This window comes from Streptomyces sp. NPDC052682 (assembly GCF_040678435.1).
In the GTDB taxonomy this organism is placed as follows: domain Bacteria; phylum Actinomycetota; class Actinomycetes; order Streptomycetales; family Streptomycetaceae; genus Streptomyces.
In genome coordinates, this window is the sequence record NZ_JBFATS010000013.1 from 146,149 (window position 1) to 166,604 (window position 20,456).

At 67.5% G+C, this 20,456-nt stretch carries 33 protein-coding genes; 1 reads left to right on the forward strand and 32 read right to left on the reverse strand.

Features of this window, described 5'->3' with window-relative positions; all coding sequences use genetic code 11:
- Positions 1-65: 65 nt before the first annotated feature.
- Positions 66-944 carry a hypothetical protein gene (locus AB0K80_RS21850; RefSeq protein WP_365672084.1) on the forward strand — a complete coding sequence of 293 codons (879 nt, stop codon included), beginning with the start codon at positions 66-68 and terminating at the stop codon, positions 942-944.
- A gap of 60 nt (positions 945-1,004) precedes the next feature.
- On the opposite strand, the gene truA is transcribed toward AB0K80_RS21850, so the two are convergent.
- From truA to AB0K80_RS22010, 32 genes are all read right to left on the reverse strand, one after another.
- Positions 1,005-1,859: a tRNA pseudouridine(38-40) synthase TruA gene (gene truA / locus AB0K80_RS21855; RefSeq protein ID WP_365672086.1), complete on the reverse strand. Its 855-nt coding sequence runs from the start codon at positions 1,857-1,859 to the stop codon at positions 1,005-1,007.
- A gap of 73 nt (positions 1,860-1,932) precedes the next feature.
- Positions 1,933-2,463 (reverse strand): 50S ribosomal protein L17, encoded by a 531-nt coding sequence (rplQ, locus tag AB0K80_RS21860; RefSeq protein ID WP_365672088.1) that lies wholly within the window; start codon positions 2,461-2,463, stop codon positions 1,933-1,935.
- 142 nt (positions 2,464-2,605) lie between these two features.
- Positions 2,606-3,628: a DNA-directed RNA polymerase subunit alpha gene (locus AB0K80_RS21865; protein ID WP_028420758.1), complete on the reverse strand. Its 1,023-nt coding sequence runs from the start codon at positions 3,626-3,628 to the stop codon at positions 2,606-2,608.
- Between the two features lie 149 nt (positions 3,629-3,777).
- Positions 3,778-4,182: a 30S ribosomal protein S11 gene (gene rpsK / locus AB0K80_RS21870; protein WP_003956432.1), complete on the reverse strand. Its 405-nt coding sequence runs from the start codon at positions 4,180-4,182 to the stop codon at positions 3,778-3,780.
- A 64-nt stretch (positions 4,183-4,246) separates the two neighbouring features.
- Complete coding sequence (rpsM, locus tag AB0K80_RS21875) at positions 4,247-4,627, reverse strand: 30S ribosomal protein S13 (RefSeq protein ID WP_365672090.1); 381 nt, start codon at positions 4,625-4,627, stop codon at positions 4,247-4,249.
- 189 nt (positions 4,628-4,816) lie between these two features.
- Positions 4,817-4,930, reverse strand: a complete 114-nt coding sequence (gene rpmJ, locus AB0K80_RS21880) for a 50S ribosomal protein L36 (protein WP_003998809.1) — start codon at positions 4,928-4,930, stop codon at positions 4,817-4,819.
- Between the two features lie 58 nt (positions 4,931-4,988).
- A complete protein-coding gene (gene infA / locus AB0K80_RS21885) occupies positions 4,989-5,210 on the reverse strand; it encodes a translation initiation factor IF-1 (RefSeq protein ID WP_003948620.1) in 222 nt (73 codons plus the stop codon).
- 162 nt (positions 5,211-5,372) lie between these two features.
- Positions 5,373-6,209 carry a type I methionyl aminopeptidase gene (gene map, locus AB0K80_RS21890; protein ID WP_365672092.1) on the reverse strand — a complete coding sequence of 279 codons (837 nt, stop codon included), beginning with the start codon at positions 6,207-6,209 and terminating at the stop codon, positions 5,373-5,375.
- A 575-nt stretch (positions 6,210-6,784) separates the two neighbouring features.
- The gene (locus AB0K80_RS21895) at positions 6,785-7,447 is read right to left on the reverse strand and encodes an adenylate kinase (protein WP_365672094.1); all 663 of its coding nucleotides are present in this window, start codon (positions 7,445-7,447) and stop codon (positions 6,785-6,787) included.
- Entirely contained in the window at positions 7,447-8,760 is a 1,314-nt protein-coding gene (gene secY / locus AB0K80_RS21900; RefSeq protein ID WP_365672096.1) for a preprotein translocase subunit SecY, read from the reverse strand. Before secY ends, AB0K80_RS21895 begins: the two co-directional genes overlap by 1 nt.
- Positions 8,761-9,322: 562 nt before the next feature.
- Positions 9,323-9,778 (reverse strand): 50S ribosomal protein L15, encoded by a 456-nt coding sequence (rplO, locus tag AB0K80_RS21905; protein ID WP_289933205.1) that lies wholly within the window; start codon positions 9,776-9,778, stop codon positions 9,323-9,325.
- Between the two features lie 2 nt (positions 9,779-9,780).
- Positions 9,781-9,963 carry a 50S ribosomal protein L30 gene (gene rpmD / locus AB0K80_RS21910; protein ID WP_004984515.1) on the reverse strand — a complete coding sequence of 61 codons (183 nt, stop codon included), beginning with the start codon at positions 9,961-9,963 and terminating at the stop codon, positions 9,781-9,783.
- 2 nt (positions 9,964-9,965) lie between these two features.
- The gene (gene rpsE, locus AB0K80_RS21915) at positions 9,966-10,571 is read right to left on the reverse strand and encodes a 30S ribosomal protein S5 (RefSeq protein ID WP_014674381.1); all 606 of its coding nucleotides are present in this window, start codon (positions 10,569-10,571) and stop codon (positions 9,966-9,968) included.
- Positions 10,572-10,614: 43 nt separating this feature from the next.
- A complete protein-coding gene (gene rplR / locus AB0K80_RS21920; protein WP_029380981.1) occupies positions 10,615-10,998 on the reverse strand; it encodes a 50S ribosomal protein L18 in 384 nt (127 codons plus the stop codon).
- A gap of 3 nt (positions 10,999-11,001) precedes the next feature.
- Positions 11,002-11,541, reverse strand: a complete 540-nt coding sequence (rplF, locus tag AB0K80_RS21925) for a 50S ribosomal protein L6 (RefSeq protein WP_365672099.1) — start codon at positions 11,539-11,541, stop codon at positions 11,002-11,004.
- Positions 11,542-11,565: 24 nt separating this feature from the next.
- Complete coding sequence (rpsH, locus tag AB0K80_RS21930) at positions 11,566-11,964, reverse strand: 30S ribosomal protein S8 (RefSeq protein WP_365672101.1); 399 nt, start codon at positions 11,962-11,964, stop codon at positions 11,566-11,568.
- Between the two features lie 215 nt (positions 11,965-12,179).
- Positions 12,180-12,365, reverse strand: coding sequence for a type Z 30S ribosomal protein S14 (locus AB0K80_RS21935; protein WP_003956452.1), 186 nt, complete (start codon positions 12,363-12,365; stop codon positions 12,180-12,182).
- Positions 12,366-12,370: 5 nt separating this feature from the next.
- Entirely contained in the window at positions 12,371-12,931 is a 561-nt protein-coding gene (gene rplE, locus AB0K80_RS21940) for a 50S ribosomal protein L5 (protein ID WP_365672103.1), read from the reverse strand.
- Positions 12,931-13,254 (reverse strand): 50S ribosomal protein L24, encoded by a 324-nt coding sequence (rplX, locus tag AB0K80_RS21945; RefSeq protein ID WP_365672105.1) that lies wholly within the window; start codon positions 13,252-13,254, stop codon positions 12,931-12,933. Before rplX ends, rplE begins: the two co-directional genes overlap by 1 nt.
- A gap of 2 nt (positions 13,255-13,256) precedes the next feature.
- Positions 13,257-13,625 (reverse strand): 50S ribosomal protein L14, encoded by a 369-nt coding sequence (gene rplN / locus AB0K80_RS21950; RefSeq protein ID WP_003998823.1) that lies wholly within the window; start codon positions 13,623-13,625, stop codon positions 13,257-13,259.
- Positions 13,626-13,722: 97 nt separating this feature from the next.
- Positions 13,723-14,010, reverse strand: coding sequence for a 30S ribosomal protein S17 (gene rpsQ, locus AB0K80_RS21955; protein WP_365672107.1), 288 nt, complete (start codon positions 14,008-14,010; stop codon positions 13,723-13,725).
- A complete protein-coding gene (gene rpmC / locus AB0K80_RS21960) occupies positions 14,010-14,234 on the reverse strand; it encodes a 50S ribosomal protein L29 (RefSeq protein WP_365672109.1) in 225 nt (74 codons plus the stop codon). The genes rpsQ and rpmC overlap by 1 nt, the downstream gene beginning before the upstream one ends.
- A complete protein-coding gene (rplP, locus tag AB0K80_RS21965) occupies positions 14,234-14,653 on the reverse strand; it encodes a 50S ribosomal protein L16 (RefSeq protein WP_029380975.1) in 420 nt (139 codons plus the stop codon). Before rplP ends, rpmC begins: the two co-directional genes overlap by 1 nt.
- Before the next feature lie 5 nt (positions 14,654-14,658).
- On the reverse strand, positions 14,659-15,486 hold the full coding sequence (gene rpsC, locus AB0K80_RS21970) for a 30S ribosomal protein S3 (protein WP_069779214.1): 828 nt from the start codon (positions 15,484-15,486) through the stop codon (positions 14,659-14,661).
- Positions 15,486-15,833, reverse strand: coding sequence for a 50S ribosomal protein L22 (gene rplV, locus AB0K80_RS21975; protein ID WP_184818458.1), 348 nt, complete (start codon positions 15,831-15,833; stop codon positions 15,486-15,488). The genes rpsC and rplV overlap by 1 nt, the downstream gene beginning before the upstream one ends.
- Before the next feature lie 41 nt (positions 15,834-15,874).
- Positions 15,875-16,156 (reverse strand): 30S ribosomal protein S19, encoded by a 282-nt coding sequence (rpsS, locus tag AB0K80_RS21980; RefSeq protein ID WP_247461288.1) that lies wholly within the window; start codon positions 16,154-16,156, stop codon positions 15,875-15,877.
- Positions 16,157-16,168: 12 nt separating this feature from the next.
- The gene (gene rplB, locus AB0K80_RS21985; RefSeq protein WP_365672112.1) at positions 16,169-17,005 is read right to left on the reverse strand and encodes a 50S ribosomal protein L2; all 837 of its coding nucleotides are present in this window, start codon (positions 17,003-17,005) and stop codon (positions 16,169-16,171) included.
- Positions 17,006-17,055: 50 nt separating this feature from the next.
- Positions 17,056-17,475: a 50S ribosomal protein L23 gene (gene rplW, locus AB0K80_RS21990; protein ID WP_365672114.1), complete on the reverse strand. Its 420-nt coding sequence runs from the start codon at positions 17,473-17,475 to the stop codon at positions 17,056-17,058.
- On the reverse strand, positions 17,475-18,134 hold the full coding sequence (rplD, locus tag AB0K80_RS21995) for a 50S ribosomal protein L4 (RefSeq protein ID WP_365672116.1): 660 nt from the start codon (positions 18,132-18,134) through the stop codon (positions 17,475-17,477). The genes rplW and rplD overlap by 1 nt, the downstream gene beginning before the upstream one ends.
- An 8-nt stretch (positions 18,135-18,142) precedes the next feature.
- Positions 18,143-18,787, reverse strand: a complete 645-nt coding sequence (gene rplC / locus AB0K80_RS22000) for a 50S ribosomal protein L3 (protein WP_365672118.1) — start codon at positions 18,785-18,787, stop codon at positions 18,143-18,145.
- Between the two features lie 18 nt (positions 18,788-18,805).
- Entirely contained in the window at positions 18,806-19,114 is a 309-nt protein-coding gene (rpsJ, locus tag AB0K80_RS22005; protein ID WP_003948644.1) for a 30S ribosomal protein S10, read from the reverse strand.
- Between the two features lie 581 nt (positions 19,115-19,695).
- Entirely contained in the window at positions 19,696-20,283 is a 588-nt protein-coding gene (locus AB0K80_RS22010; protein ID WP_365672120.1) for an AAA family ATPase, read from the reverse strand.
- Positions 20,284-20,456 lie beyond the last annotated feature (173 nt).

Here is a 20,456-nt window from a genome sequence, read left to right on the forward strand (position 1 = left end):
GCTAGGGGGTCCGGAGCTCAATGAGGCGGAACAGCACGCCTCTTGACCCGTCTAAGATGCGCCCCATGAGTTATGGGCAGGGGGGACCTCAGTCCCAGTGGGATCCCTGGAAACCGCACTCCCAGCAGCCCTGGACCAGTGGCGGCGGGACTCAGGCGCCGGACTGGGCGGCGCTCGCTGAGGCGTCCGAGGCCCGCAACAGGCGGCGCAGGCTGCTGTTCATCGGCGGTGGCGCACTGGCCACCGTGGGGATCGCCGCGGCCGTCGCCGTGGCGGTCGTCTCGGCGAACGGCAAGAGCCAGGCGTCGAACAACCCGACCTCCCAGCTGCCAGCGACCGACATCCCGAGCGCGAGCGCCTCGGCCCCGTCGTTCGCCCCGACCAGTGCCCCGCCCCCGCTGGACCCGAAGGACTTCGTCTCCAGCGCCAGGAAGGACACGGCCCCGCTCAGCCCGGAGATCCTCTTCCCGGGCACGCAGCTCACCATGGGCGAGACGGTGTACAAGAAGGGCCCCACGGCCGACACCAGGAACTGCGCCTCGGCCTCCGGCGGCACCCTGCCCAAGATCCTCACCGCGAACGACTGCACCCGCCTGATACGCGTCACCTACACCAAGGACGGCATCGCGGTCACGGTCGGCGTGGCGGTCTTCGCCACCGAGGCGCAGGCCACCAAGGTCAAGGACCAGGCCGACCGCAAGAGCTTCGTCAAGTCGCTCTCCGGCGGCGGGGTGAAGGACTTCTGCAACTCCGGCGTCTGCCGTACGACCACCAACTCCTACGGCCGCTACGCCTACTTCACCAACGCCGGCTTCACCAGCGGCAAGAACGTCACGGAGCAGGACACGGCGGTCTTCACGACCGGCGACAACCTGGCCGAGTTCACCTTCCGTCAGATCCACCGCAGAGGCGAGGTCCAGGCCTCGGCAGCGGCGAACGAGTGACGGCCCGGTGCCGGGGCGCGCTCCCACCCGGCACCGACGGGCCCGCCCCCGGCACCCGGCTCAGCAGCACCCCGCCCCCGGCAGCACCCTCTTGTTCCGCGCCTCACGGTTGCGCGCGGCAAGCAGCTCGTCGGCCGGATACCCGACCTCCTCCAAGGTCAGCCCGTGCGGCCGCACCACATGCACGGCGGAGTCCCGCACCCCCGCCGCCAGCACCTTCGCGGGCCACTCCGTCCCCCGGTGCCCGTCCCCCACGAACAGCAGCGCCCCGATCAGCGACCGCACCATGTTGTGGCAGAAGGCGTCGGCCCGCACCGTCGCCGTGACGATCCCGTCGTCCCCCCGGACCAGGCTCAGTTCCTGCAGGGTCCGGATGGTCGTGGCCCCTTCGCGCTTCTTGCAGTACGCGGCGAAGTCGTGCTCACCGAGCAGCCCCCGCGCGGCCTCGTTCATCGCGTCGACGTCCAGCGGCCAGTCGTGCCACAGCACGTGGTTGCGCAGCAGCGGGTCGACCCCACCGGGGTTGTCGGTCACCCGGTACGCGTACCGGCGCCACACGGCTGAGAAGCGGGCATTGAAGCCGACAGGCGCCTCCCTGAGCGCCCACACCCGCACATCCCTCGGCAGCCGCCCGGCAAGCCGCTTGAGCAGTTTCTGGCTGTGCTCGGCCCACACCTCACGCGGCAGATCGACGTGCGCCACCTGCCCCCGCGCGTGCACCCCGGCATCGGTGCGTCCGGCGACGGTCAGCTCGTACGTCTCCCGCGACCGTGTCACGGTCCGCAGCGCGTCCTCGATCTCCCCCTGGACGGTCCGCCGCCCGCCGGCCTGCTTGGCCCACCCGGAGAAGTCGGTGCCGTCGTAGGACAGGTCCAGGCGGATCCGGACGTACCCGGGCTGTACTTCATCGCTCACGTACGCATCCTCTCAGGTGCACGAAAGCGGGCCCGCCCCGAAGGACGGACCCGCTGTGACGCTCGGCAGTGCCTCAGGCGTCCTTGGACTCCTCGTCCGCGGACTCCTCGGCCTTGGCGTCCTCGGCCTTGGCGTCCTCGACCGGGGCCTCGTCGGCCTTGGTCTCCTCCGCCTTGGCCTCCTCGGCCTCCTTGACCGCACGCTTGGTCGCGGCCTCGGCCTCACCGGTCGCCTGCTGCGCCACCGTCAGCGCCTCGACCAGCTCGATGACCGCCATGGGCGCGTTGTCGCCCCGACGGTTGCCGATCTTGGTGATACGGGTGTAGCCACCCGGACGGTTCTCGTAGCGCGGGCCGATCTCGGTGAAGAGCGTGTGGACGACGCTCTTGTCCGTGATGACCTGCAGCACCTGACGGCGGTTGTGAAGGTCGCCCTTCTTCGCCTTGGTGATCAGACGCTCGGCGTACGGGCGCAGGCGGCGGGCCTTCGCCTCGGTGGTGGTGATACGACCGTGCTCGAAGAGCGACCTCGCGAGGTTCGCGAGCATCAGCTTCTCGTGCGCGGCGCTGCCGCCCAGACGGGCACCCTTGGTGGGCTTCGGCATGGTTCTTCTCCTTGGTATCTGCCCCGGCCGTATCAGGTACCGGGGTCAGGACCCGGTGAGCGGCTGCTCACCGGCAACAACCAGCCCCTCCCGCGGGGAGAGGGGCGGGGCCCCGGGGGCGTGTCAAGCCCCCGGGAACGACTCAGTACTGCTCGGTCTCGACGAAACCGGAGTCCGCGTCGTCGTCCGCGCCGAACGCGTCGGCGGCGGCGGTCGGGTCGAATCCGGGCGGGCTGTCCTTCAGGGCCAGGCCCATGCCGGCCAGCTTCGCCTTGACCTCGTCGATCGACTTCGCACCGAAGTTGCGGATGTCGAGGAGGTCCGCCTCGGACCGCGCGACGAGCTCACCCACGGAGTGGATGCCCTCGCGCTTGAGGCAGTTGTAGGAGCGGACGGTGAGCTCCAGCTCCTCGATCGGCAGCGCCAGGTCGGCGGCGAGGGCGGCGTCCGTCGGGGACGGACCCATGTCGATGCCCTCGGCGTCGATGTTGAGCTCCCGGGCCAGACCGAACAGCTCGACCAGGGTCTTGCCAGCCGACGCCATGGCGTCACGCGGACGCATGGCCTGCTTGGTCTCGACGTCGACGATCAGCTTGTCGAAGTCGGTGCGCTGCTCGACACGGGTCGCCTCGACCTTGTAGGTGACCTTGAGAACCGGCGAATAGATCGAGTCGACCGGGATGCGCCCGATCTCCTGACCGACCTGCTTGTTCTGCACGGCGGAGACGTAACCGCGGCCGCGCTCGACCGTCAGCTCCATCTCCAGCTTGCCCTTGCCGTTGAGCGTGGCGAGGACGAGGTCGGGGTTGTGCACCTCGACACCGGCCGGCGGCGCGATGTCGGCGGCGGTGACCAGACCCGGACCCTGCTTGCGCAGGTACATCACCACGGGCTCGTCGTGCTCGCTCGACACGACCAGCTGCTTGATGTTGAGGATCAGGTCGGTGACGTCCTCCTTGACGCCCGGCACGGTGGTGAACTCGTGCAGGACGCCGTCGATACGGATGCTGGTGACAGCGGCACCCGGGATCGAGGACAGGAGGGTACGGCGCAGGGAGTTGCCGAGGGTGTAGCCGAAGCCCGGCTCCAGCGGCTCGATCACGAACCGGGAGCGGAACTCGTCGACGACCTCTTCGGTCAACGAGGGACGCTGAGCGATCAGCATGTGTGGATCAGATCCTTCAGTCGGGGGCGCCCGCTATTTGACGCCCGACTCGAAAGCCGCACCCGGGAGGGAGCGGGTAATGCAAGGGTACGGGCGGTACGACCCGTACGGACCGTACCGCCCGAATTCCTGCGGCGAAGAGCCGTGCGTCAGACGCGGCGGCGCTTCGGCGGACGGCAGCCGTTGTGCGGGGTCGGCGTGACGTCCTGGATGGAGCCGACCTCGAGGCCGGTCGCCTGCAGGGAGCGGATCGCGGTCTCACGACCGGAGCCCGGGCCCTTGACGAAGACGTCGACCTTGCGCATGCCGTGCTCCTGGGCGCGGCGGGCGGCCGACTCGGCGGCCATCTGCGCGGCGAACGGCGTGGACTTCCGGGAGCCCTTGAAGCCGACGTGGCCGGCGGAGGCCCAGGAGATCACGTTGCCGGACGGGTCCGTGATGGAGACGATCGTGTTGTTGAACGTGCTCTTGATGTGCGCGTGGCCGTGAGCGACGTTCTTCTTTTCCTTGCGGCGCACCTTCTTGGCAGCGCCCTGACGTCCCTTGGGGGGCATCTCTAACTCCTACGGGAGGTGGTCGGTCCTACAGCGAAGACCGTGGACAGGTGTCCGCTGCGGACTACTTCTTGCCCGGCTTCTTCTTGCCGGCGATGGCGCGACGCGGGCCCTTGCGGGTGCGGGCGTTGGTGCTGGTGCGCTGACCACGGACCGGCAGACCGCGGCGGTGGCGCAGACCCTGGTACGTGCCGATCTCGACCTTGCGGCGGATGTCGGCCTGGATCTCGCGACGGAGGTCACCCTCGGTCTTGAGGTTGTTGTCGACGTACTCGCGGATCGCGACCAGCTGCTCCTCGGTGAGGTCCCGAACACGGGTGTTCGGGTCCACGCCGGTGGCGGCCAGCGTCTGCTGGGAAAGGGTCCGGCCGATGCCGAACACGTAGGTCAGGGCGATCTCCACGCGCTTGTCGCGCGGGATGTCGACACCGGAAACGCGTGCCATTCAATGGCTCCTGGTGATCTTCGGAGGTCTGCCACAGGACCGGTTCCCAGCCGCCGTATCAGGTACGGACTGGGTCCCCGGCCTCCGAACCGGGGGTGTCGAGCCGCTGCTGCGGTTCGGGCCCTGCGTATGAACAAATTCAGCTCGCGTCGCGCGAAGCCCTGCGAAGTCGCAGAGGGAGGTCGTGCGTCAGCCCTGGCGCTGCTTGTGGCGCGGGTTCTCGCAGATGACCATGACCCGGCCGTGACGGCGGATCACCCTGCACTTGTCGCAGATCTTCTTGACGCTCGGCTTGACCTTCATGGGGTGAGGTTCTCCGGGTCAGTGCCACCACCCCGGCGGACCGGGGCGCAGGCAAGATCTACTTGTAGCGGTAGACGATCCGGCCACGCGTCAGGTCGTACGGAGACAGCTCCACCACGACCCGGTCGTCAGGGAGGATACGGATGTAGTGCATCCGCATCTTGCCGCTGATGTGTGCCAGGACCTGGTGGCCGTTCTGGAGCTCGACCTTGAACATGGCGTTCGGCAGAGACTCGACGACAGTGCCCTCGATCTCGATGGCACCTTGCTTCTTGGCCACGCTTCGCCCTTCGAATCGACTACCTTGATCGACTCCGCGCACCGCACGCGGACATGCGGGTACACAAGAGCCGACGAGTCAGTCTACGTCAGGGCACGCGGAAACACGAATTCGGGCGTGGTCGGGGAAGCCTGCCCCACGCCGGAGATCATTATGCGATCTCTAGGCGAGCGGGTCGGGGGCGGCCGTGATGCCGTACTCGGCGAGCTTGGCCTTGCCGCCGTCGGGGGCGGTCAGCACCAGCGGTCCGTCCTCCGTGAGGGCGACCGAGTGCTCCCAGTGCGAGGACCAGGTGCCGTCGGTCGTGACGACCGTCCAGTCGTCCTCCAGGACCACCGTCTTCGCCGTCCCCAGCGACACCATGGGCTCGATGGCCAGGCAGAAGCCCGGGACCAGCTTGGGGCCCTTGCCGCGCCGCCGGTCGACGTAGTTCAGCAGGTGCGGGTCCATGTGCATCTCGGTGCCGATGCCGTGACCGCCGTAGTCCTCGATGATCCCGTACCGGCCGCCGCCCGGCTTGGGCTGCCGGCGGATGTACGTCTCGATGGCCCGGGAGATGTCGACGAGCCGGTTGCCCTGCTTCATCGCCGCGATGCCGGCCCACATCGACTCCTCGGTCACCCGAGAGAGCTCGATCAGCTCCGGGGCGTGGCCGGAGCCCACGAAGGCCGTGTAGGCGGCGTCGCCGTGCCAGCCGTCGATGATCGCGCCGCAGTCGATGGAGATGATGTCCCCGTCCTTCAGGACGACGTCGTCGGAGGGGATGCCGTGCACGACGACCTCGTTGACGGAGGTGCAGATGGTGGCCGGGAAGCCGCCGTAGCCGAGGAAGTTCGGCTTGGCGTTGTGCTCGGCGAGCACCTTGCGGGCGACCTGGTCCAGATCCTTCGTCGTGGCGCCGGGCACGGCGGCCTCTCGCGTGGCCGCGTGAATGGCGGCGACGACCAGCCCCGCCTCACGCATCTTGGCGATCTGCTCGGGGCTCTTGATCTGCACCATGGGGACTACGGCCTTTCTGGACCGGGAAGAGACGGATCCCTTCAACGATACGGGTCGCTGCGCTGAGCCCGAACGGGCCTTGCTCACCCGGTGGACAGGCCCCGGGACTTGCCCACCCGCCCACCCGACGCGGTCGGCCCAAGGCCCCGGCCCGGGGCTCCGCCCCGAACCCCGACGGGGGCTCCGCCCCCTGCACCCCCGGCGCCTGCCCACCGGCCGCGGTCAGCCAGAGGCCTGTGCCCCGAGCTTCGCCCCAGACCCCGGCGGGGGCTCCGCCCCTGCACCCCGGCGCCCGCCCAGCCGCCTGCCCGACGCGGTCAGCTACAAGCCCGGGTCCCGGGGCGCCGCCCCACACCCCGACAGGGCTCCGCCCCGCACCCCCAGCGGCGCCCGGCGACCGAGCCGCCCCCGCTGCGGGCAATCGTGCCTCCCCCAGTGCCTCAAGGGCCTGGGAGGTACCCGCACGACAGCACGGGTGGCGCCGGGCTGCGCGAACGCCCCACAGCACAGCCGCGGACCCCTGCCTCACAGGGAACCGCGGCTGCCACCGACGTACAGGACGGAAGGACGGCGCCCTACTGGGCGGCCTCCTCGCGCTTCAGTGCTTCCAGCGCCCGCTTCGTGACCTCGTCCACCGGCCCGAGGGACGAGATCGTCACGACCAGCCCCTGTGCCTTGTAGTAGTCGATGATCGGCTCGGTCTGCGTGTGGTAGACCTCCAGCCGGGTCCGCACGGTCTCCTCGGAGTCGTCGTCCCGCTGGTACAGCTCGCCCCCACAGACGTCACACACACCCTCCTGCTTCGGCGGGCTGTACGACACGTGGAAGACGTGGCTGGAGTCCTTGCGGCAGATCCGCCGCCCGGCGATCCGCTTGACGACCTCTTCCTCCGGGACCTCCAGGTCCAGCACCGCATCCAGCGTGATGCCCTCGGTCTCCAGGAGCTCGTCCAGCGCCTCGGCCTGGGAGACGTTGCGCGGGAAGCCGTCCAGCAGGAACCCGCCCTCGGCGTCGGGCTGCTCCATGCGGTCCTTGGCCATCGCGATGGTGACCTCGTCCGGCACCAGGTTGCCGGCGTCCATGTAGGACTTCGCGAGCTTCCCGAGCTCCGTCTGCCGGCTGATGTTGGCCCGGAACAGGTCGCCGGTGGAGATGTGCGGGATGCGCAGCTTCTCGGCAAGGCGGGTGGCCTGCGTACCCTTTCCGGCACCCGGCGGCCCGACGAGGACGATTCGCATCAGCGGAGGAACCCTTCGTAATTGCGCTGCTGGAGCTGGCTCTCGATCTGCTTCACGGTCTCCAGACCGACACCCACGATGATCAGGATGCTGGTACCGCCGAACGGGAAGTTCTGGTTGGCCCCGAAACCTGCCAACGCCATCGTCGGCACGAGAGCGATCAGCCCCAGATACAGCGACCCCGGCCAGGTGATCCGGTTGAGTACGTAGCTGAGGTACTCAGCGGTCGGTCGGCCAGCCCGGATGCCCGGGATGAAGCCACCATACTTCTTCATGTTGTCCGCGACTTCCTCGGGGTTGAACGAGATCGCCACGTAGAAGAACGCGAAGAACACGATCAACAGGAAGTACAGCGCGATGTGCGCCGGCGCGGCCGTGTCCGCGAGGTTCCGCCGGATCCAGGTCGCCCAGCCCGCGGTCGAGTTGGTGAACTGGACGATCAGCGCCGGGATGTACAGCAGCGACGACGCGAAGATGACCGGGATCACGCCCGCCTGGTTGACCTTGAGCGGGATGTAGGTGGACGTACCGCCGTAGGAGCGGCGGCCGATCATCCGCTTGGCGTACTGCACGGGGATGCGGCGCTGGGCCTGCTCGACGAAGACCACCAGGCCGACCATGACCAGGCCGACGAGGATCACGGTGCCGAACTCGATCCAGCCGCCCGCGAGGTCGCCCTGCTGCTTGATGGCCCACAGGGCGGACGGGAAGGTGGCGGCGATCGAGATGAACATCAGGATCGACATGCCGTTGCCGATGCCGCGGTCGGTGATCAGCTCGCCGAGCCACATCACCAGCGCCGTACCGGCGGTCATGCAGATGACCATGGTGATGGTCACGAAGATCGACTGGTCCGGGACGATCTGGCCGGCCACCGGGCAGTTCGGGAACAGCGCGCCGCTGCGGGCGGTGGCCACCAGGCCGGTGCCCTGCAGCACGGCGAGGGCCACCGTCAGGTAGCGGGTGTACTGCGTGATCTTCGCCGTGCCGGCCTGGCCCTCCTTCTTCAGGGCTTCCAGGCGCGGGATCACCACGGTCAGCAGCTGGAGGATGATGCTCGCCGTGATGTACGGCATGATGCCCAGCGCGAAGACCGTGACCTGCAACAGCGCGCCGCCGCTGAACATGTTGACCAGACCGAACAGGCCCGAGTTGGCCTCGGCGTTGTCGATACAGGTCTGCACGCTCTTGTAGTCGATGCCCGGGATCGGGATGTGGGTGCCGACCCGGTAGAGCACGATGATGCCGAGCGTGAACAGCAGCTTCTTGCGCAGGTCGGGCGTCTTGAACGCCCGGGCGAACGCGGTGAGCACGGTGCCTCCTGCGACCCCCGCGTTCGCTACGCGAGAGGTGACGGTATGTTGTGCGAGGACGGAATTCTCTGTTCCTGATGCTCTGTCCGGCACGGAGTCCTACGACAGGGCATCAGGGAGACTAACAGTGTCGACTACCCTACGCGGAGCCCGCACCGACATGAAACCGCCCTGTCGGCCAGCGGCGGAGCCGATGCGCTCCCTTTGACACGGTCTGCGGCCCGTCCCTTCTCGGATCCCCCCGGGGGGACCTCCTGTCAGGCCCGCTCAGCGCCCTCGGCGGCGGATGTGCCGTCTTTTCGGCCCGCCGAGCGGCCCAGAGGCCTCCAGAATGCCTGAGAACGCTCTCCTGGCGCCCTCACGCCATTCTCCGCCCAGCCCCGGCCCGCTGTCAGCGACGGAGATCACGGGGGCCGCGCAACCAATCTCACTCCCGTACGAGCTCCCCTACTCCCGGGTACGGGCTCCCTGTACGAGTGACACGGCGGGGCAGGGCACACGCAAAGGCCGGGAGCTCCCAGAGGGAACTCCCGGCCTTCCGCGTGTAGGGGTCGGCCCCGGCTCAGACGAGCTCGGTCACCGAACCGCCGGCGGCGGCGATCTTCTCCTTGGCGGAGGCGGAGGCCTTGTCGACCTGCACCTGCAGCGCCACGGAGATCTCACCCTCGCCGAGCACCTTGACCAGGCTGTTCTTGCGAACGGCGCCCTTGGCCACCAGGTCCTCGACCGTGACCTCGCCACCCTCGGGGTAGAGCTTGGCCAGCTTGTCGAGGTTCACGACCTGGTACTCGGTCTTGAACGGGTTCTTGAAGCCCTTCAGCTTCGGAAGACGCATGTGGAGCGGCATCTGGCCACCCTCGAAGCGCTCCGGAACCTGGTAGCGGGCCTTGGTGCCCTTGGTACCACGACCGGCCGTCTTACCCTTCGACGCCTCACCACGACCGACACGGGTCTTGGCGGTCTTGGCGCCCGGGGCGGGACGGAGGTTGTGGATCTTGAGCGGGTTGTTCTCCGCCATGATCAGTCGACCTCCTCGACCGTCACGAGGTGGCGGACGGTGTGCACCATGCCGCGGAACTCGGGGCGGTCCTCCTTGACGACCACGTCGTTGACCTTCTTCAGGCCAAGCGAACGCAGGGTGTCACGGTGGTTCTGCTTGCTGCCGATGTACGACTTCACCTGGGTGATCTTGAGCTGCGCCATGCTTACGCACCCACCCCGGCACGCGCACGAAGGAGAGCCGCGGGGGCGACGTCCTCGAGCGGCAGACCACGGCGGGCCGCGATCTCCTCGGGACGCTGCAGGCCCTTCAGGGCCTCCACGGTCGCGTGCACGATGTTGATGGCGTTGTCGGAGCCGAGCGACTTCGACAGGACGTCGTGGATACCGGCGCACTCCAGCACGGCACGCACCGGACCACCGGCGATCACACCGGTACCCGGCGACGCCGGCTTGAGGAGCACGACACCGGCAGCCTTCTCACCCTGGATCGGGTGCGGGATGGTGCCCTGGATCCGGGGGACCTTGAAGAAGTGCTTCTTGGCCTCCTCAACGCCCTTGGCGATGGCGGCCGGCACCTCCTTGGCCTTGCCGTATCCGACACCCACGGTGCCGTCACCGTCGCCCACCACGACCAGCGCGGTGAAGCTGAAGCGACGACCACCCTTCACAACCTTGGCGACGCGGTTGATCGCGACGACGCGCTCAACGTACGCGGTCTTCTCGGCGGCAGCAGCGCCGCCGTCACGGCCCTTCCGGTCCCGCCGCTCGCCGCCACCGGCACCGCTTCCGCGGCGCTGGGGTCCAGCCATTGGAATTACCTCTCTCTGTTTCCGCTAGCTACGGAACCGTGGCTCAGAACTTGAGCCCGGCCTCGCGGGCGGCGTCGGCCAGGGCGGCGATGCGCCCGGCGTACTGGTTGCCACCACGGTCGAACACGACGGCCTCGACACCGGCGGCCTTGGCACGCTCGGCGACCAGGGCGCCGACCTGCTTGGCCTGCGCGGACTTGTCGCCCTCGCCACCGCGGATCGACGCGTCCAGGGTGGACGCCGACGCCAGGGTGTGGCCCTTCAGGTCGTCGATCACCTGCGCCACGATGTGGCGGTTGGAGCGGGTCACGACCAGACGGGGGCGCTCGGCGGTACCCGAGACCTTCTTGCGGATCCGGATGTGGCGACGCTTGATAGCGGCACGCTTGTAGGCGTCGCCCTTGAGGATCTTCTGCCCGTATGCCATGGCTTACTTACCCGCCTTTCCGACCTTGCGGCGGATGACTTCGCCCTCGTACTTGACGCCCTTGGCCTTGTACGGGTCGGGCTTGCGCAGCTTGCGGATGTTGGCCGCAACCTCGCCGACCTTCTGCTTGTCGATGCCCTCGACCGAGAAACGGGTCGGGGTCTCCACCTTGAAGGTGATGCCCTCCGGGGCCTCGACCAGGATCGGGTGGCTGTAGCCCAGGGAGAACTCCAGGTTGGAGCCCTTGGCCTGGACGCGGTAACCGACACCGCTGATCTCGAGCTTCTTGACGTATCCCGTGGTCACACCGGTGATCATGTTCGCCACCAGCGTGCGGGACAGGCCGTGCAGGGCCTTGCTCTGCCGCTCGTCGTTCGGGCGGAGCACCTGGAGGGTGCCGTCCTCGCCCTTAGCGATCTCGATCGGCGCGGCAACGGTGTGGGTCAGTTCGCCCTTGGGGCCCTTGACCTTGACCGTACGGCCGTCGATGGTGACGTCCACGCCGGCGGGAACCGGGATGGGGAGCTTGCCGATACGCGACATTGCTGTCTCTCCTCCGTTCCCGAGTTACCAGACGTAGGCGAGGACTTCCCCACCCACGCCCTTCTTCTGCGCCTGCTTGTCGGTCAGCAGACCGTGGGACGTGGAGATGATCGCCACGCCCAGGCCGCCGAGGACCTTCGGCAGGTTGGTGGACTTCGCGTACACCCGGAGACCGGGCTTGGAGATCCGCTTGATGCCCGCGATGGAGCGCTCACGGTTCGGGCCGAACTTCAGCTCGAGGACGAGGTTCTTGCCGACCTCGGCGTCCTCGACGCGCCAGCCCGTGATGAAGCCCTCCTGCTGGAGGATCTCCGCGATGTGCGACTTGATCTTGGAGTGCGGCATCGACACGGTGTCGTGGTACGCCGCGTTCGCGTTCCGCAGACGCGTCAGCATGTCTGCGATCGGATCAGTCATGGTCATGAATTGGCCTGTGGCCTTTCTCGCCGGGGTTTCCGGGTGCTCCATCCCTCTCCCCGATCCGAGACGGGGCGGGTGCGGTGCGGTGGACCTACGGCGTAGTAAGTCGTTAAGGGCGGCGGCAGACGCCCAACCCCACAAGCCTAAGGCATGTGGGCTTGGGCATCCGACCGCCCCAGTTGCTTACCGAGAGGCTCCAGAATCCCGAATTACCGGGATTACCAGGAGCTCTTGGTCACGCCCGGCAGCTCGCCACGGTGAGCCATCTCACGAAGGCACACGCGGCACAGGCCGAACTTGCGGTACACGGAGTGCGGACGGCCGCAGCGCTGGCAGCGGGTGTACGCGCGCACACCGAACTTGGGCTTGCGAGCAGCCTTCGCGATAAGAGCCTTCTTCGCCATCTCGCTCACGCCTCCTTGAACGGGAAGCCGAGGTGACGGAGGAGCGCGCGGCCCTCTTCGTCGTTGGTCGCCGTGGTGACCACGGTGATGTCCATACCCCGGACGCGGTCGATCTTGTCCTGGTCGATCTCGTGGAACATGACCTGCTCCGTGAGACCGAAGGTGTAGTTGCCCCGGCCGTCGAACTGCTTGGGGGACAGACCGCGGAAGTCGCGGATGCGCGGCAGCGCGAGCGACAGGGTGCGGTCCAGGAACTCCCACATGCGGTCGCCACGCAGGGTGACGTGGGCACCGATCGGCTGGCCCTCACGCAGCTTGAACTGCGCGATGGACTTGCGGGCCTTGGTGACGGCCGGCTTCTGGCCGGTGATCGTGGCGAGGTCGCGCACGGCGCCCTCGATCAGCTTGGAGTCGCGGGCGGCGTCGCCCACACCCATGTTGACCACGATCTTGACGAGGCCCGGAACCTGCATGACGTTCTCGTACTTGAACTCGTCACGCAGCTTGCCGATGATCTCCTCGCGGTACTTCTGCTTCAGACGCGGAGTCACGGTGGTGGTCGTCATCAGATGTCCTCACCCGTCCGCTTGGCAACGCGGATCTTGTTGCCTTCGTCGTCGAAGCGGTAGCCGACACGGGTCGGGACCTTCTTGCCGTCCTTCTCCACAACCAGCATCACGTTGCTGACGTGGATCGGGGCCTCGACGGTCACGATGCCACCGGCCTGCGAACCACGAGCCGTCGGACCGGCCTTGGTGTGCTTCTTGACCCGGTTGACACCCTCGACCAGGACACGCTCCTCGCGCGGGAAAGCGGCAATGACCTTGCCCTGCTTGCCCTTGTCCTTGCCGGTGATGACCTGGACCAGGTCGCCCTTCTTGATCTTCATGCTCACAGCACCTCCGGCGCGAGGGAGATGATCTTCATGAACTTCTTCTCGCGCAGCTCACGGCCCACGGGGCCGAAGATACGGGTGCCGCGAGGGTCGCCGTCGTTCTTCAGAATGACCGCGGCGTTCTCGTCGAAGCGGATGTACGAGCCGTCCGGACGGCGGCGCTCCTTCACGGTGCGAACGATGACCGCCTTGACGACGTCACCCTTCTTCACGTTGCCACCGGGGATCGCGTCCTTGACGGTGGCGACGATGACGTCACCGATACCCGCGTAGCGGCGACCGGAGCCACCGAGCACACGGATGCAGAGAATCTCCTTCGCACCCGTGTTGTCGGCGACACGCAGTCGCGACTCCTGCTGGATCACGTCTATCTCCTGATCGTCTGCCGGTTCCCCGGGGGCCGTTCACCGAACGGTCCCCCGGAGCCTGGCGGAACTGACCTGCGGGTTTGCCCCGCAGGAATTACTTGGCCTTCTCGAGGATCTCGACGACGCGCCAGCGCTTGGTCGCGGACAGCGGCCGGGTCTCCATCAGGAGGACGCGGTCGCCGACACCCGCGGCGTTCTGCTCGTCGTGCGCCTTGAGCTTGTTGGTACGGCGGATGACCTTGCCGTACAGCGCGTGCTTGACGCGGTCCTCGACGGCGACGACGACGGTCTTGTCCATCTTGTCGCTGACGACGTAGCCCTCACGGGTCTTACGGAAGCCGCGTTCGGTCTTCTGCTGGTCAGTCACGTTGTTCTCGCTCATCAGGCGTTCTCCACCTGCTCGATGCCGAGCTCACGCTCACGCATGAGGGTGTAGATCCGGGCGATGTCCTTGCGGACCGCCTTCAGACGGCCGTGGTTCTCGAGCTGGCCCGTCGCCGCCTGGAAACGGAGGTTGAACAGCTCTTCCTTGGCCTCGCGGAGCTTCTCCAGAAGCTCCTCGTTGCCCAGCTCGCGCAGCTCGGACGCCTTGGTACCGGCCGACATCACGCTTCACCTGCCTCGCGCTTGACGATCCGGCACTTCATCGGCAGCTTGTGGGCCGCACGCGTCAGCGCCTCACGGGCGATCTTCTCGTTGGGGTACGACAGCTCGAACATGACGCGTCCGGGCTTGACGTTGGCGACCCACCACTCCGGAGAACCCTTACCGGAACCCATGCGGGTCTCGGCCGGCTTCTTCGTGAGCGGGCGGTCCGGGTAGATGTTGATCCAGACCTTGCCGCCACGCTTGATGTGACGGGTCATGGCGATACGAGCCGCCTCGATCTGGCGGTTCGTGACGTAGGCCGGGGTCAGCGCCTGGATGCCGTACTCGCCGAACGCAACCTGCGTGCCACCCTTGGACATGCCGTTGCGCTTCGGGTGGTGCTGCTTGCGGTGCTTGACCCTACGGGGGATCAGCATGGTGGTCAGGCCTCCGTTCCGGTGCTCTCAGCCGGAGCGGCGGACGCGGGAGCCTCGGCCTTGGGGGCCTCGGCACCAGCGGCCTGCTGCGGCTTGCGACCGCGCCGCTCGCCACCACGGCCACCACGGGCCGGGCGGTCGCCGGCGCCACCGCGGGCCGGGCGGTTGCCCGCACGGGCGGCGGCGTTCTCGGCGCGGACCTCGGCGATGTTCTTGACGTCGCCCTTGTAGATCCAGACCTTCACGCCGATGCGGCCGAAGGTCGTCTTGGCCTCGAAGAAGCCGTAGTCCACGTTCGCGCGGAGCGTGTGCAGGGGCACGCGGCCCTCGCGGTAGAACTCCGAGCGGGACATCTCGGCGCCGCCGAGGCGGCCACCGCACTGGATCTTGATGCCCTTGGCGCCCGCCTTCATCGCCGACTGCATGCTCTTGCGCATGGCGCGGCGGAAGGAGACGCGGCTGGACAGCTGCTCGGCAACGGCCTGGGCCACGAGCTGAGCGTCGGTCTCGGGGTTCTTGACCTCGAGGATGTTCAGCTGGACCTGCTTGCCCGTGAGCTTCTCGAGGTCGCCGCGGATGCGGTCGGCCTCGGCGCCACGGCGGCCGATGACGATGCCCGGACGCGCGGTGTGGATGTCGACGCGGACGCGGTCACGGGTGCGCTCGATCTCCACCTTGGAGATGCCGGCGCGCTCCATGCCGGACGTCATCATCCGACGGATGGCGACGTCTTCCTTGACGTAGTCCTTGTAGAGCTTGTCGGCGTACCAGCGCGACTTGAAGTCGGTGGTGACACCGAGCCGGAACCCGTGCGGGTTTACCTTCTGGCCCATTACCGGGTTCCTTCCTTGCTGCTGACGACCACGGTGATGTGGCTGGTCCGCTTGCGGATCCGGTAGGCACGGCCCTGGGCGCGCGGCCGGAACCGCTTCAGGGTCGGGCCCTCGTCGACGTAGGCCTCGGAGATGTAGAGGCTGTCGACGTCGGTGTGGTCGTAGTTGTGCGCGGCGTTGGCGATGGCGCTGTCGAGCACCTTGCCAACCGGAACCGAGGCAGCCTGCGGAGCGAATCGCAGGACGGCCTGGGCCTCCGTGGCGTTCATGCCACGGATGAGGTCCACCACGCGGCGGGCCTTCATGGGCGTGACGCGGATGTACCGCGCCTGGGCCCTGGCTTCCATGGTTGTCCCTTCAGTTACTTACTGTCTGGTGCGATCCGCGCCTAGCGGCGCTTCGACTTCCGGTCTTCCTTGACGTGGCCCCGGAAGGTGCGGGTCGGCGAGAACTCGCCGAGCTTGTGGCCGACCATCGACTCGGTGACGAACACCGGGACGTGGGTCTTGCCGTTGTGCACCGCGATCGTGTGACCGAGCATGGCCGGGACGATCATCGAGCGGCGGGACCAGGTCTTGATGACGTTCTTGGTGCCGGCTTCGTTCTGGGCGTCCACCTTCTTCATCAGGTGGTCGTCGACGAAGGGCCCCTTCTTCAAGCTACGAGGCATCTCAACCCGTCCTTAGCGCTTCTTGTTCGTCTTGCGGCGGCGGACGATGTACTTGTTCGACGCCTTCTTGGGCGAACGAGTACGGCCTTCCTTCTTGCCCCACGGGGACACAGGGTGGCGACCACCGGAGGTCCGGCCCTCACCACCACCGTGCGGGTGGTCCACCGGGTTCATGACCACACCACGCACGGTCGGGCGGACGCCCAGCCAGCGCTTACGGCCGGCCTTGCCCCAGTTGATGTTGCTCTGCTCGGCGTTGCCGACCTCGCCGACGGTGGCGCGGCAGCGGACGTCGACCAGGCGGATCTCACCGGACGGCATGCGCAGGTGGGCGTAGGCGCCCTCCTTCGCGAGCAGCTGCACGGAGGCGCCGGCGGAGCGGGCGAACTTCGCGCCGCCGCCCGGACGCAGCTCGATGGCGTGCAGGGTCGTACCGACCGGGATGTTGCGCAGGGCGAGGTTGTTGCCCGGCTTGATGTCGGCCCCGGGACCGTTCTCGACGCGGTCGCCCTGGTTCAGGCCACGCGGCGCGAGGATGTAGCGCTTCTCGCCGTCCGCGTAGTGCAGGAGCGCGATGCGCGCGGTGCGGTTGGGGTCGTACTCGATGTGCGCGACCTTCGCCGGCACGCCGTCCTTGTCGTGACGACGGAAGTCGATCACGCGGTAGGCGCGCTTGTGGCCACCACCCTGGTGGCGCACGGTCACACGACCGGAATTGTTACGGCCGCCCTTGCTGTGCAGGGGACGGACCAGCGACTTCTCCGGCGTGGACCGCGTGACCTCGACGAAGTCGGCGACGCTGGCGCCACGACGGCCAGGAGTCGTCGGCTTGTACTTGCGGATACCCATTGTCTCTCAGTCCTCGGAAGTGATTCCGAAATCTGGACGATCCCGACCGCTTACGCGGTCGGACCGCCGAAGATGTCGATACGGTCGCCCTCGGCAAGGGTCACGATCGCGCGCTTGGTGGACGCACGCTGGCCGAAGCCGGTGCGGGTCCGCTTGCGCTTGCCCTGGCGGTTGATCGTGTTGACCCCGGTGACCTTGACCGAGAAGACCGACTGGACGGCCTCCTTGATCTGGGTCTTGTTGGCCCGCGGGTCGACGACGAACGTGTACTTGTTCTCGTCGAGCAGCGCGTAGCTCTTCTCGGAGACGACCGGCTTGATCAGGACGTCACGGGGGTCCGTGTACGACTTGCTCAGCGGCGTCTCGACGGTGTTCTTGCCCTCGGTGGCGTGGCGACGCGCCTTCTTGACGCGGGCCTCCTTGGCCTTCTTCGCGGCCTTCGAGGCGATAGCGGGGTGACGGATGGCCATCAGTCCTCGCTCCCTTCGTTGTCGTTGGCCTTCTGCGGGCCGGCGACGAAGGACTCGAAAGCGGCCTTGGTGAAGACCACGTCGTCCGAGACGAGAACGTCGTACGTGTTCAGCTGGCCCGGCTCCAGGATGTGGACCTGGGGCAGGTTGCGGGCGGACAGCCACGCGGCCTCGTCGGAGCGGTCGACGACCAGGAGCAGGTTCTTGCGCTCGCTGATCTTGCCGAACAGGCTCTTCGCGGCCTTCGTGGAGGGGGTCTCGCCCTCGACCACGCCGGTGACGACGTGGATGCGGTTGTGACGCGCCCGGTCGGTGAGGGCGTGCCGCAGCGCGGCAGCCTTCATCTTCTTCGGGGTCCGCTGCGAGTAGTCGCGCGGCACGGGACCGTGCACGACGCCACCACCGGCGAACTGCGGCGCGCGGGTCGAGCCCTGACGGGCGCGGCCGGTGCCCTTCTGGCGGTACGGCTTCTTGCCGCCACCACGGACTTCACCGCGGGTCTTGGTCTTGTGGGTGCCCTGGCGGGCAGCGGCCAGCTGCGCGACGACGACCTGGTGGATCAGCGGGATGCTGACCTTCTCAACGCCGAAGATCTCCGCGGGGAGCTCGACGGTACCGGCCTTGTCGCCCGCCGGCGAAAGGATGTCAACAGTGCTCATCGGTTACCTCAGGCCCCCTTGGCCGCGGTGCGGACCAGGACGAGGCCGCCGTTCGGACCGGGAACCGCGCCCTTGATGAGCAGCAGACCCTTCTCCGCGTCAACGGCGTGGACGGTCAGGTTCTGGGTGGTGACCCGCTCGTTGCCCATGCGACCCGCCATGCGGAGGCCCTTGAACACACGGCCCGGGGTGGCGCAGCCACCGATGGAACCGGGAGAGCGGTGCTTGCGCTGGGTGCCGTGTCCGGCGCCGAGGCCACCGAAGTTGTGGCGCTTCATGACACCGGCGAAGCCCTTGCCCTTGCTCTTGCCGGTCACGTCGACCTTCTGGCCGGCCTCGAACACCTCGGCGGTGATCTCCTGGCCGAGCGTGTACTCGGAGGCGTCCGACGTGCGGATCTCGACGAGGTGACGACGCGGGGTGACGTCGGCCTTGGCGAAGTGGCCCTTGAGGGGCTTGTTCACCTTGCGCGGGTCGATCTCGCCGAAGGCGATCTGGACGGACTCGTAGCCGTCGACGTCGTTCGTACGGACCTGGGTGACGACGTTGGGCCCGGCCTTGACGACGGTCACCGGGACGACACGGTTGTTCTCGTCCCAGACCTGAGTCATACCGAGCTTCTCGCCCAGGATGCCCTTGATCTGCTTAGCCATCTCTTCAGATCACCGGCCTCAGAGCTTGATCTCGATGTCGACACCGGCCGGGAGGTCGAGTCGCATCAGAGAGTCAACGGTCTTGGGGGTCGGGTCGAGGATGTCGATCAGGCGCTTGTGCGTGCGCATCTCGAAGTGCTCGCGCGAGTCCTTGTACTTGTGCGGCGACTTGATGACGCAGTACACGTTCTTCTCAGTGGGCAGCGGCACCGGGCCCGCGACCGACGCACCAGTACGGGTCACCGTCTCGACGATCTTCTTCGCCGAGGAGTCGATGACCTCGTGGTCGTAGGCCTTGAGCCGGATGCGGATCTTCTGTCCCGCCATGGCTACTTCGTAGTCCTGTCTCTCTTTACGCTCTGGAACCCGGTGTTCCCTTGACTTCCTCCGACCCACGCGGTCGGGCGTGTCGCACTCCCGCTGACACAGATGTCCCTTGTTCGAACATCCCTGCTGGGGGGTGCGGCCCTACCAGAACCGCGGACCGGAGGCGAAACGCCCACCGGGCGCCTGGCCGGCGCCGCGCCCACGCTTCCCGGAAGATTCCCGTACTTCCAACCCACACGGGGTTGACGAGTACCGTGGGACTCGCTTCCGGTCCTCCCGGCGGGAGGCGCGCAGCATCAACACTCGACCGAGCAACTCGGACAGTCTGCCATAGGGGGCGGGGCGGATGCCAATCGAGCGGGAGAGAATACCCCGGGGGTGACGTAGATCAAACCAGGGCGGGGGGCCGAGGGCGGCTCATGGTCTGTCGCGGCTTCGCCGCCGGACCCTCTGACCAGACACAACGCCTCTCGATCTTGTCGCCCGTGAGCTCCAAGAGCCGGTCGGCCGCCCAGCCGTTCCATTGGACGGCACGGGGTCTTGATCGCCGCTGCACTTCGGCTTCGACGACCGACGCAGGCCTAGGCAGTCGACCACCTGCTCGACCAGGTAAAGGAAGTATTCGTCTTCCTCGGCACTCTTGATGTCGACAGGTACCAGCCTGCCGACCGCCGACAGTTCGCCTGCGAGGCGCCGACTGAGAACAGGAACGCCTGGACGACCAGAGGGGAAGTCGCTCTTTGACCACGACCCGCTGCGCGTGCGACCAATCCGAACGGCACAGGAAGATCGTCAGCCGACCTCCGCGGCTCACGACGATCCCACTCCCTGCTGTCCACGGTCAGAAGCAGATCCATCGGCTGCCCGCAGCGGCACACCACCTCTTGCGGTCGAAGACCGCTCGCTCGGGTCCGCACCCGGCAGCCGAGCCGGAAGCTGTCCGCACCCAACGGCGCGTACCTTTCCGCACCTCCCCGGGTTGGTTCCACTCCCCCGCTCCGGGGCCCGTCCAGCGCGTCCCTCACCGGCTCGCCCAGCGCCAGCCGGGACAGCACCATCAGTCCATCGAGAGCGTTCGACTTGCCGCTGCCGTTGCGCCCGATCAGCACGGTGAGGTCCTCGAGGGGCAGCCGCTGGTCGGTGAGGCTCTTGAAGGAGGTCAGGCGCACCGACGGGGTACGGGGACCGGCCGTGCCGCACGGTCAGTCGTTCACATGCAGCACCGTGGACGCGGTGACCGACTCCAAGGCGGGTCCTGGTGCCGAGTACAGCACAGGGTTCAGGCTCCGCATCCAGTGATGATGGCCTGTAGGTCCATGGGTTCCTTGCCGGGTGACCAGAC

Bases quoted from the DNA above. Each gene is read 5' to 3' on its own strand.
- AB0K80_RS21850 (WP_365672084.1), top strand. From the start codon at position 66: ATGAGTTATGGGCAGGGGGGACCTCAGTCCCAGTGGGATCCCTGGAAA.
- rplQ (WP_365672088.1), bottom strand. From the start codon at position 2,463: ATGCCGAAGCCCACCAAGGGTGCCCGTCTGGGCGGCAGCGCCGCGCAC.
- AB0K80_RS21865 (WP_028420758.1), bottom strand. From the start codon at position 3,628: ATGCTGATCGCTCAGCGTCCCTCGTTGACCGAAGAGGTCGTCGACGAG.
- rpsK (WP_003956432.1), bottom strand. From the start codon at position 4,182: ATGCCCCCCAAGGGACGTCAGGGCGCTGCCAAGAAGGTGCGCCGCAAG.
- rpsM (WP_365672090.1), bottom strand. From the start codon at position 4,627: ATGGCACGCGTTTCCGGTGTCGACATCCCGCGCGACAAGCGCGTGGAG.
- rpmJ (WP_003998809.1), bottom strand. From the start codon at position 4,930: ATGAAGGTCAAGCCGAGCGTCAAGAAGATCTGCGACAAGTGCAGGGTG.
- map (WP_365672092.1), bottom strand. From the start codon at position 6,209: ATGGTGCAGATCAAGAGCCCCGAGCAGATCGCCAAGATGCGTGAGGCG.
- AB0K80_RS21895 (WP_365672094.1), bottom strand. From the start codon at position 7,447: ATGCGAATCGTCCTCGTCGGGCCGCCGGGTGCCGGAAAGGGTACGCAG.
- rplO (WP_289933205.1), bottom strand. From the start codon at position 9,778: ATGGCGGAGAACAACCCGCTCAAGATCCACAACCTCCGTCCCGCCCCG.
- rpmD (WP_004984515.1), bottom strand. From the start codon at position 9,963: ATGGCGCAGCTCAAGATCACCCAGGTGAAGTCGTACATCGGCAGCAAG.
- rpsE (WP_014674381.1), bottom strand. From the start codon at position 10,571: ATGGCTGGACCCCAGCGCCGCGGAAGCGGTGCCGGTGGCGGCGAGCGG.
- rplR (WP_029380981.1), bottom strand. From the start codon at position 10,998: ATGGCATACGGGCAGAAGATCCTCAAGGGCGACGCCTACAAGCGTGCC.
- rplF (WP_365672099.1), bottom strand. From the start codon at position 11,541: ATGTCGCGTATCGGCAAGCTCCCCATCCCGGTTCCCGCCGGCGTGGAC.
- rpsH (WP_365672101.1), bottom strand. From the start codon at position 11,964: ATGACCATGACTGATCCGATCGCAGACATGCTGACGCGTCTGCGGAAC.
- AB0K80_RS21935 (WP_003956452.1), bottom strand. From the start codon at position 12,365: ATGGCGAAGAAGGCTCTTATCGCGAAGGCTGCTCGCAAGCCCAAGTTC.
- rplE (WP_365672103.1), bottom strand. From the start codon at position 12,931: ATGACGACCACCACCGTGACTCCGCGTCTGAAGCAGAAGTACCGCGAG.
- rplX (WP_365672105.1), bottom strand. From the start codon at position 13,254: ATGAAGATCAAGAAGGGCGACCTGGTCCAGGTCATCACCGGCAAGGAC.
- rpsQ (WP_365672107.1), bottom strand. From the start codon at position 14,010: ATGAGCGAGAACAACGTGACTGACCAGCAGAAGACCGAACGCGGCTTC.
- rpmC (WP_365672109.1), bottom strand. From the start codon at position 14,234: ATGTCGGCCGGTACCAAGGCGTCCGAGCTGCGCGAGCTGGGCAACGAG.
- rplP (WP_029380975.1), bottom strand. From the start codon at position 14,653: ATGCTGATCCCCCGTAGGGTCAAGCACCGCAAGCAGCACCACCCGAAG.
- rpsC (WP_069779214.1), bottom strand. From the start codon at position 15,486: ATGGGCCAGAAGGTAAACCCGCACGGGTTCCGGCTCGGTGTCACCACC.
- rplV (WP_184818458.1), bottom strand. From the start codon at position 15,833: ATGGAAGCCAGGGCCCAGGCGCGGTACATCCGCGTCACGCCCATGAAG.
- rpsS (WP_247461288.1), bottom strand. From the start codon at position 16,156: ATGCCTCGTAGCTTGAAGAAGGGGCCCTTCGTCGACGACCACCTGATG.
- rplB (WP_365672112.1), bottom strand. From the start codon at position 17,005: ATGGGTATCCGCAAGTACAAGCCGACGACTCCTGGCCGTCGTGGCGCC.
- rplW (WP_365672114.1), bottom strand. From the start codon at position 17,475: ATGGCCATCCGTCACCCCGCTATCGCCTCGAAGGCCGCGAAGAAGGCC.
- rplD (WP_365672116.1), bottom strand. From the start codon at position 18,134: ATGAGCACTGTTGACATCCTTTCGCCGGCGGGCGACAAGGCCGGTACC.
- rplC (WP_365672118.1), bottom strand. From the start codon at position 18,787: ATGGCTAAGCAGATCAAGGGCATCCTGGGCGAGAAGCTCGGTATGACT.
- rpsJ (WP_003948644.1), bottom strand. From the start codon at position 19,114: ATGGCGGGACAGAAGATCCGCATCCGGCTCAAGGCCTACGACCACGAG.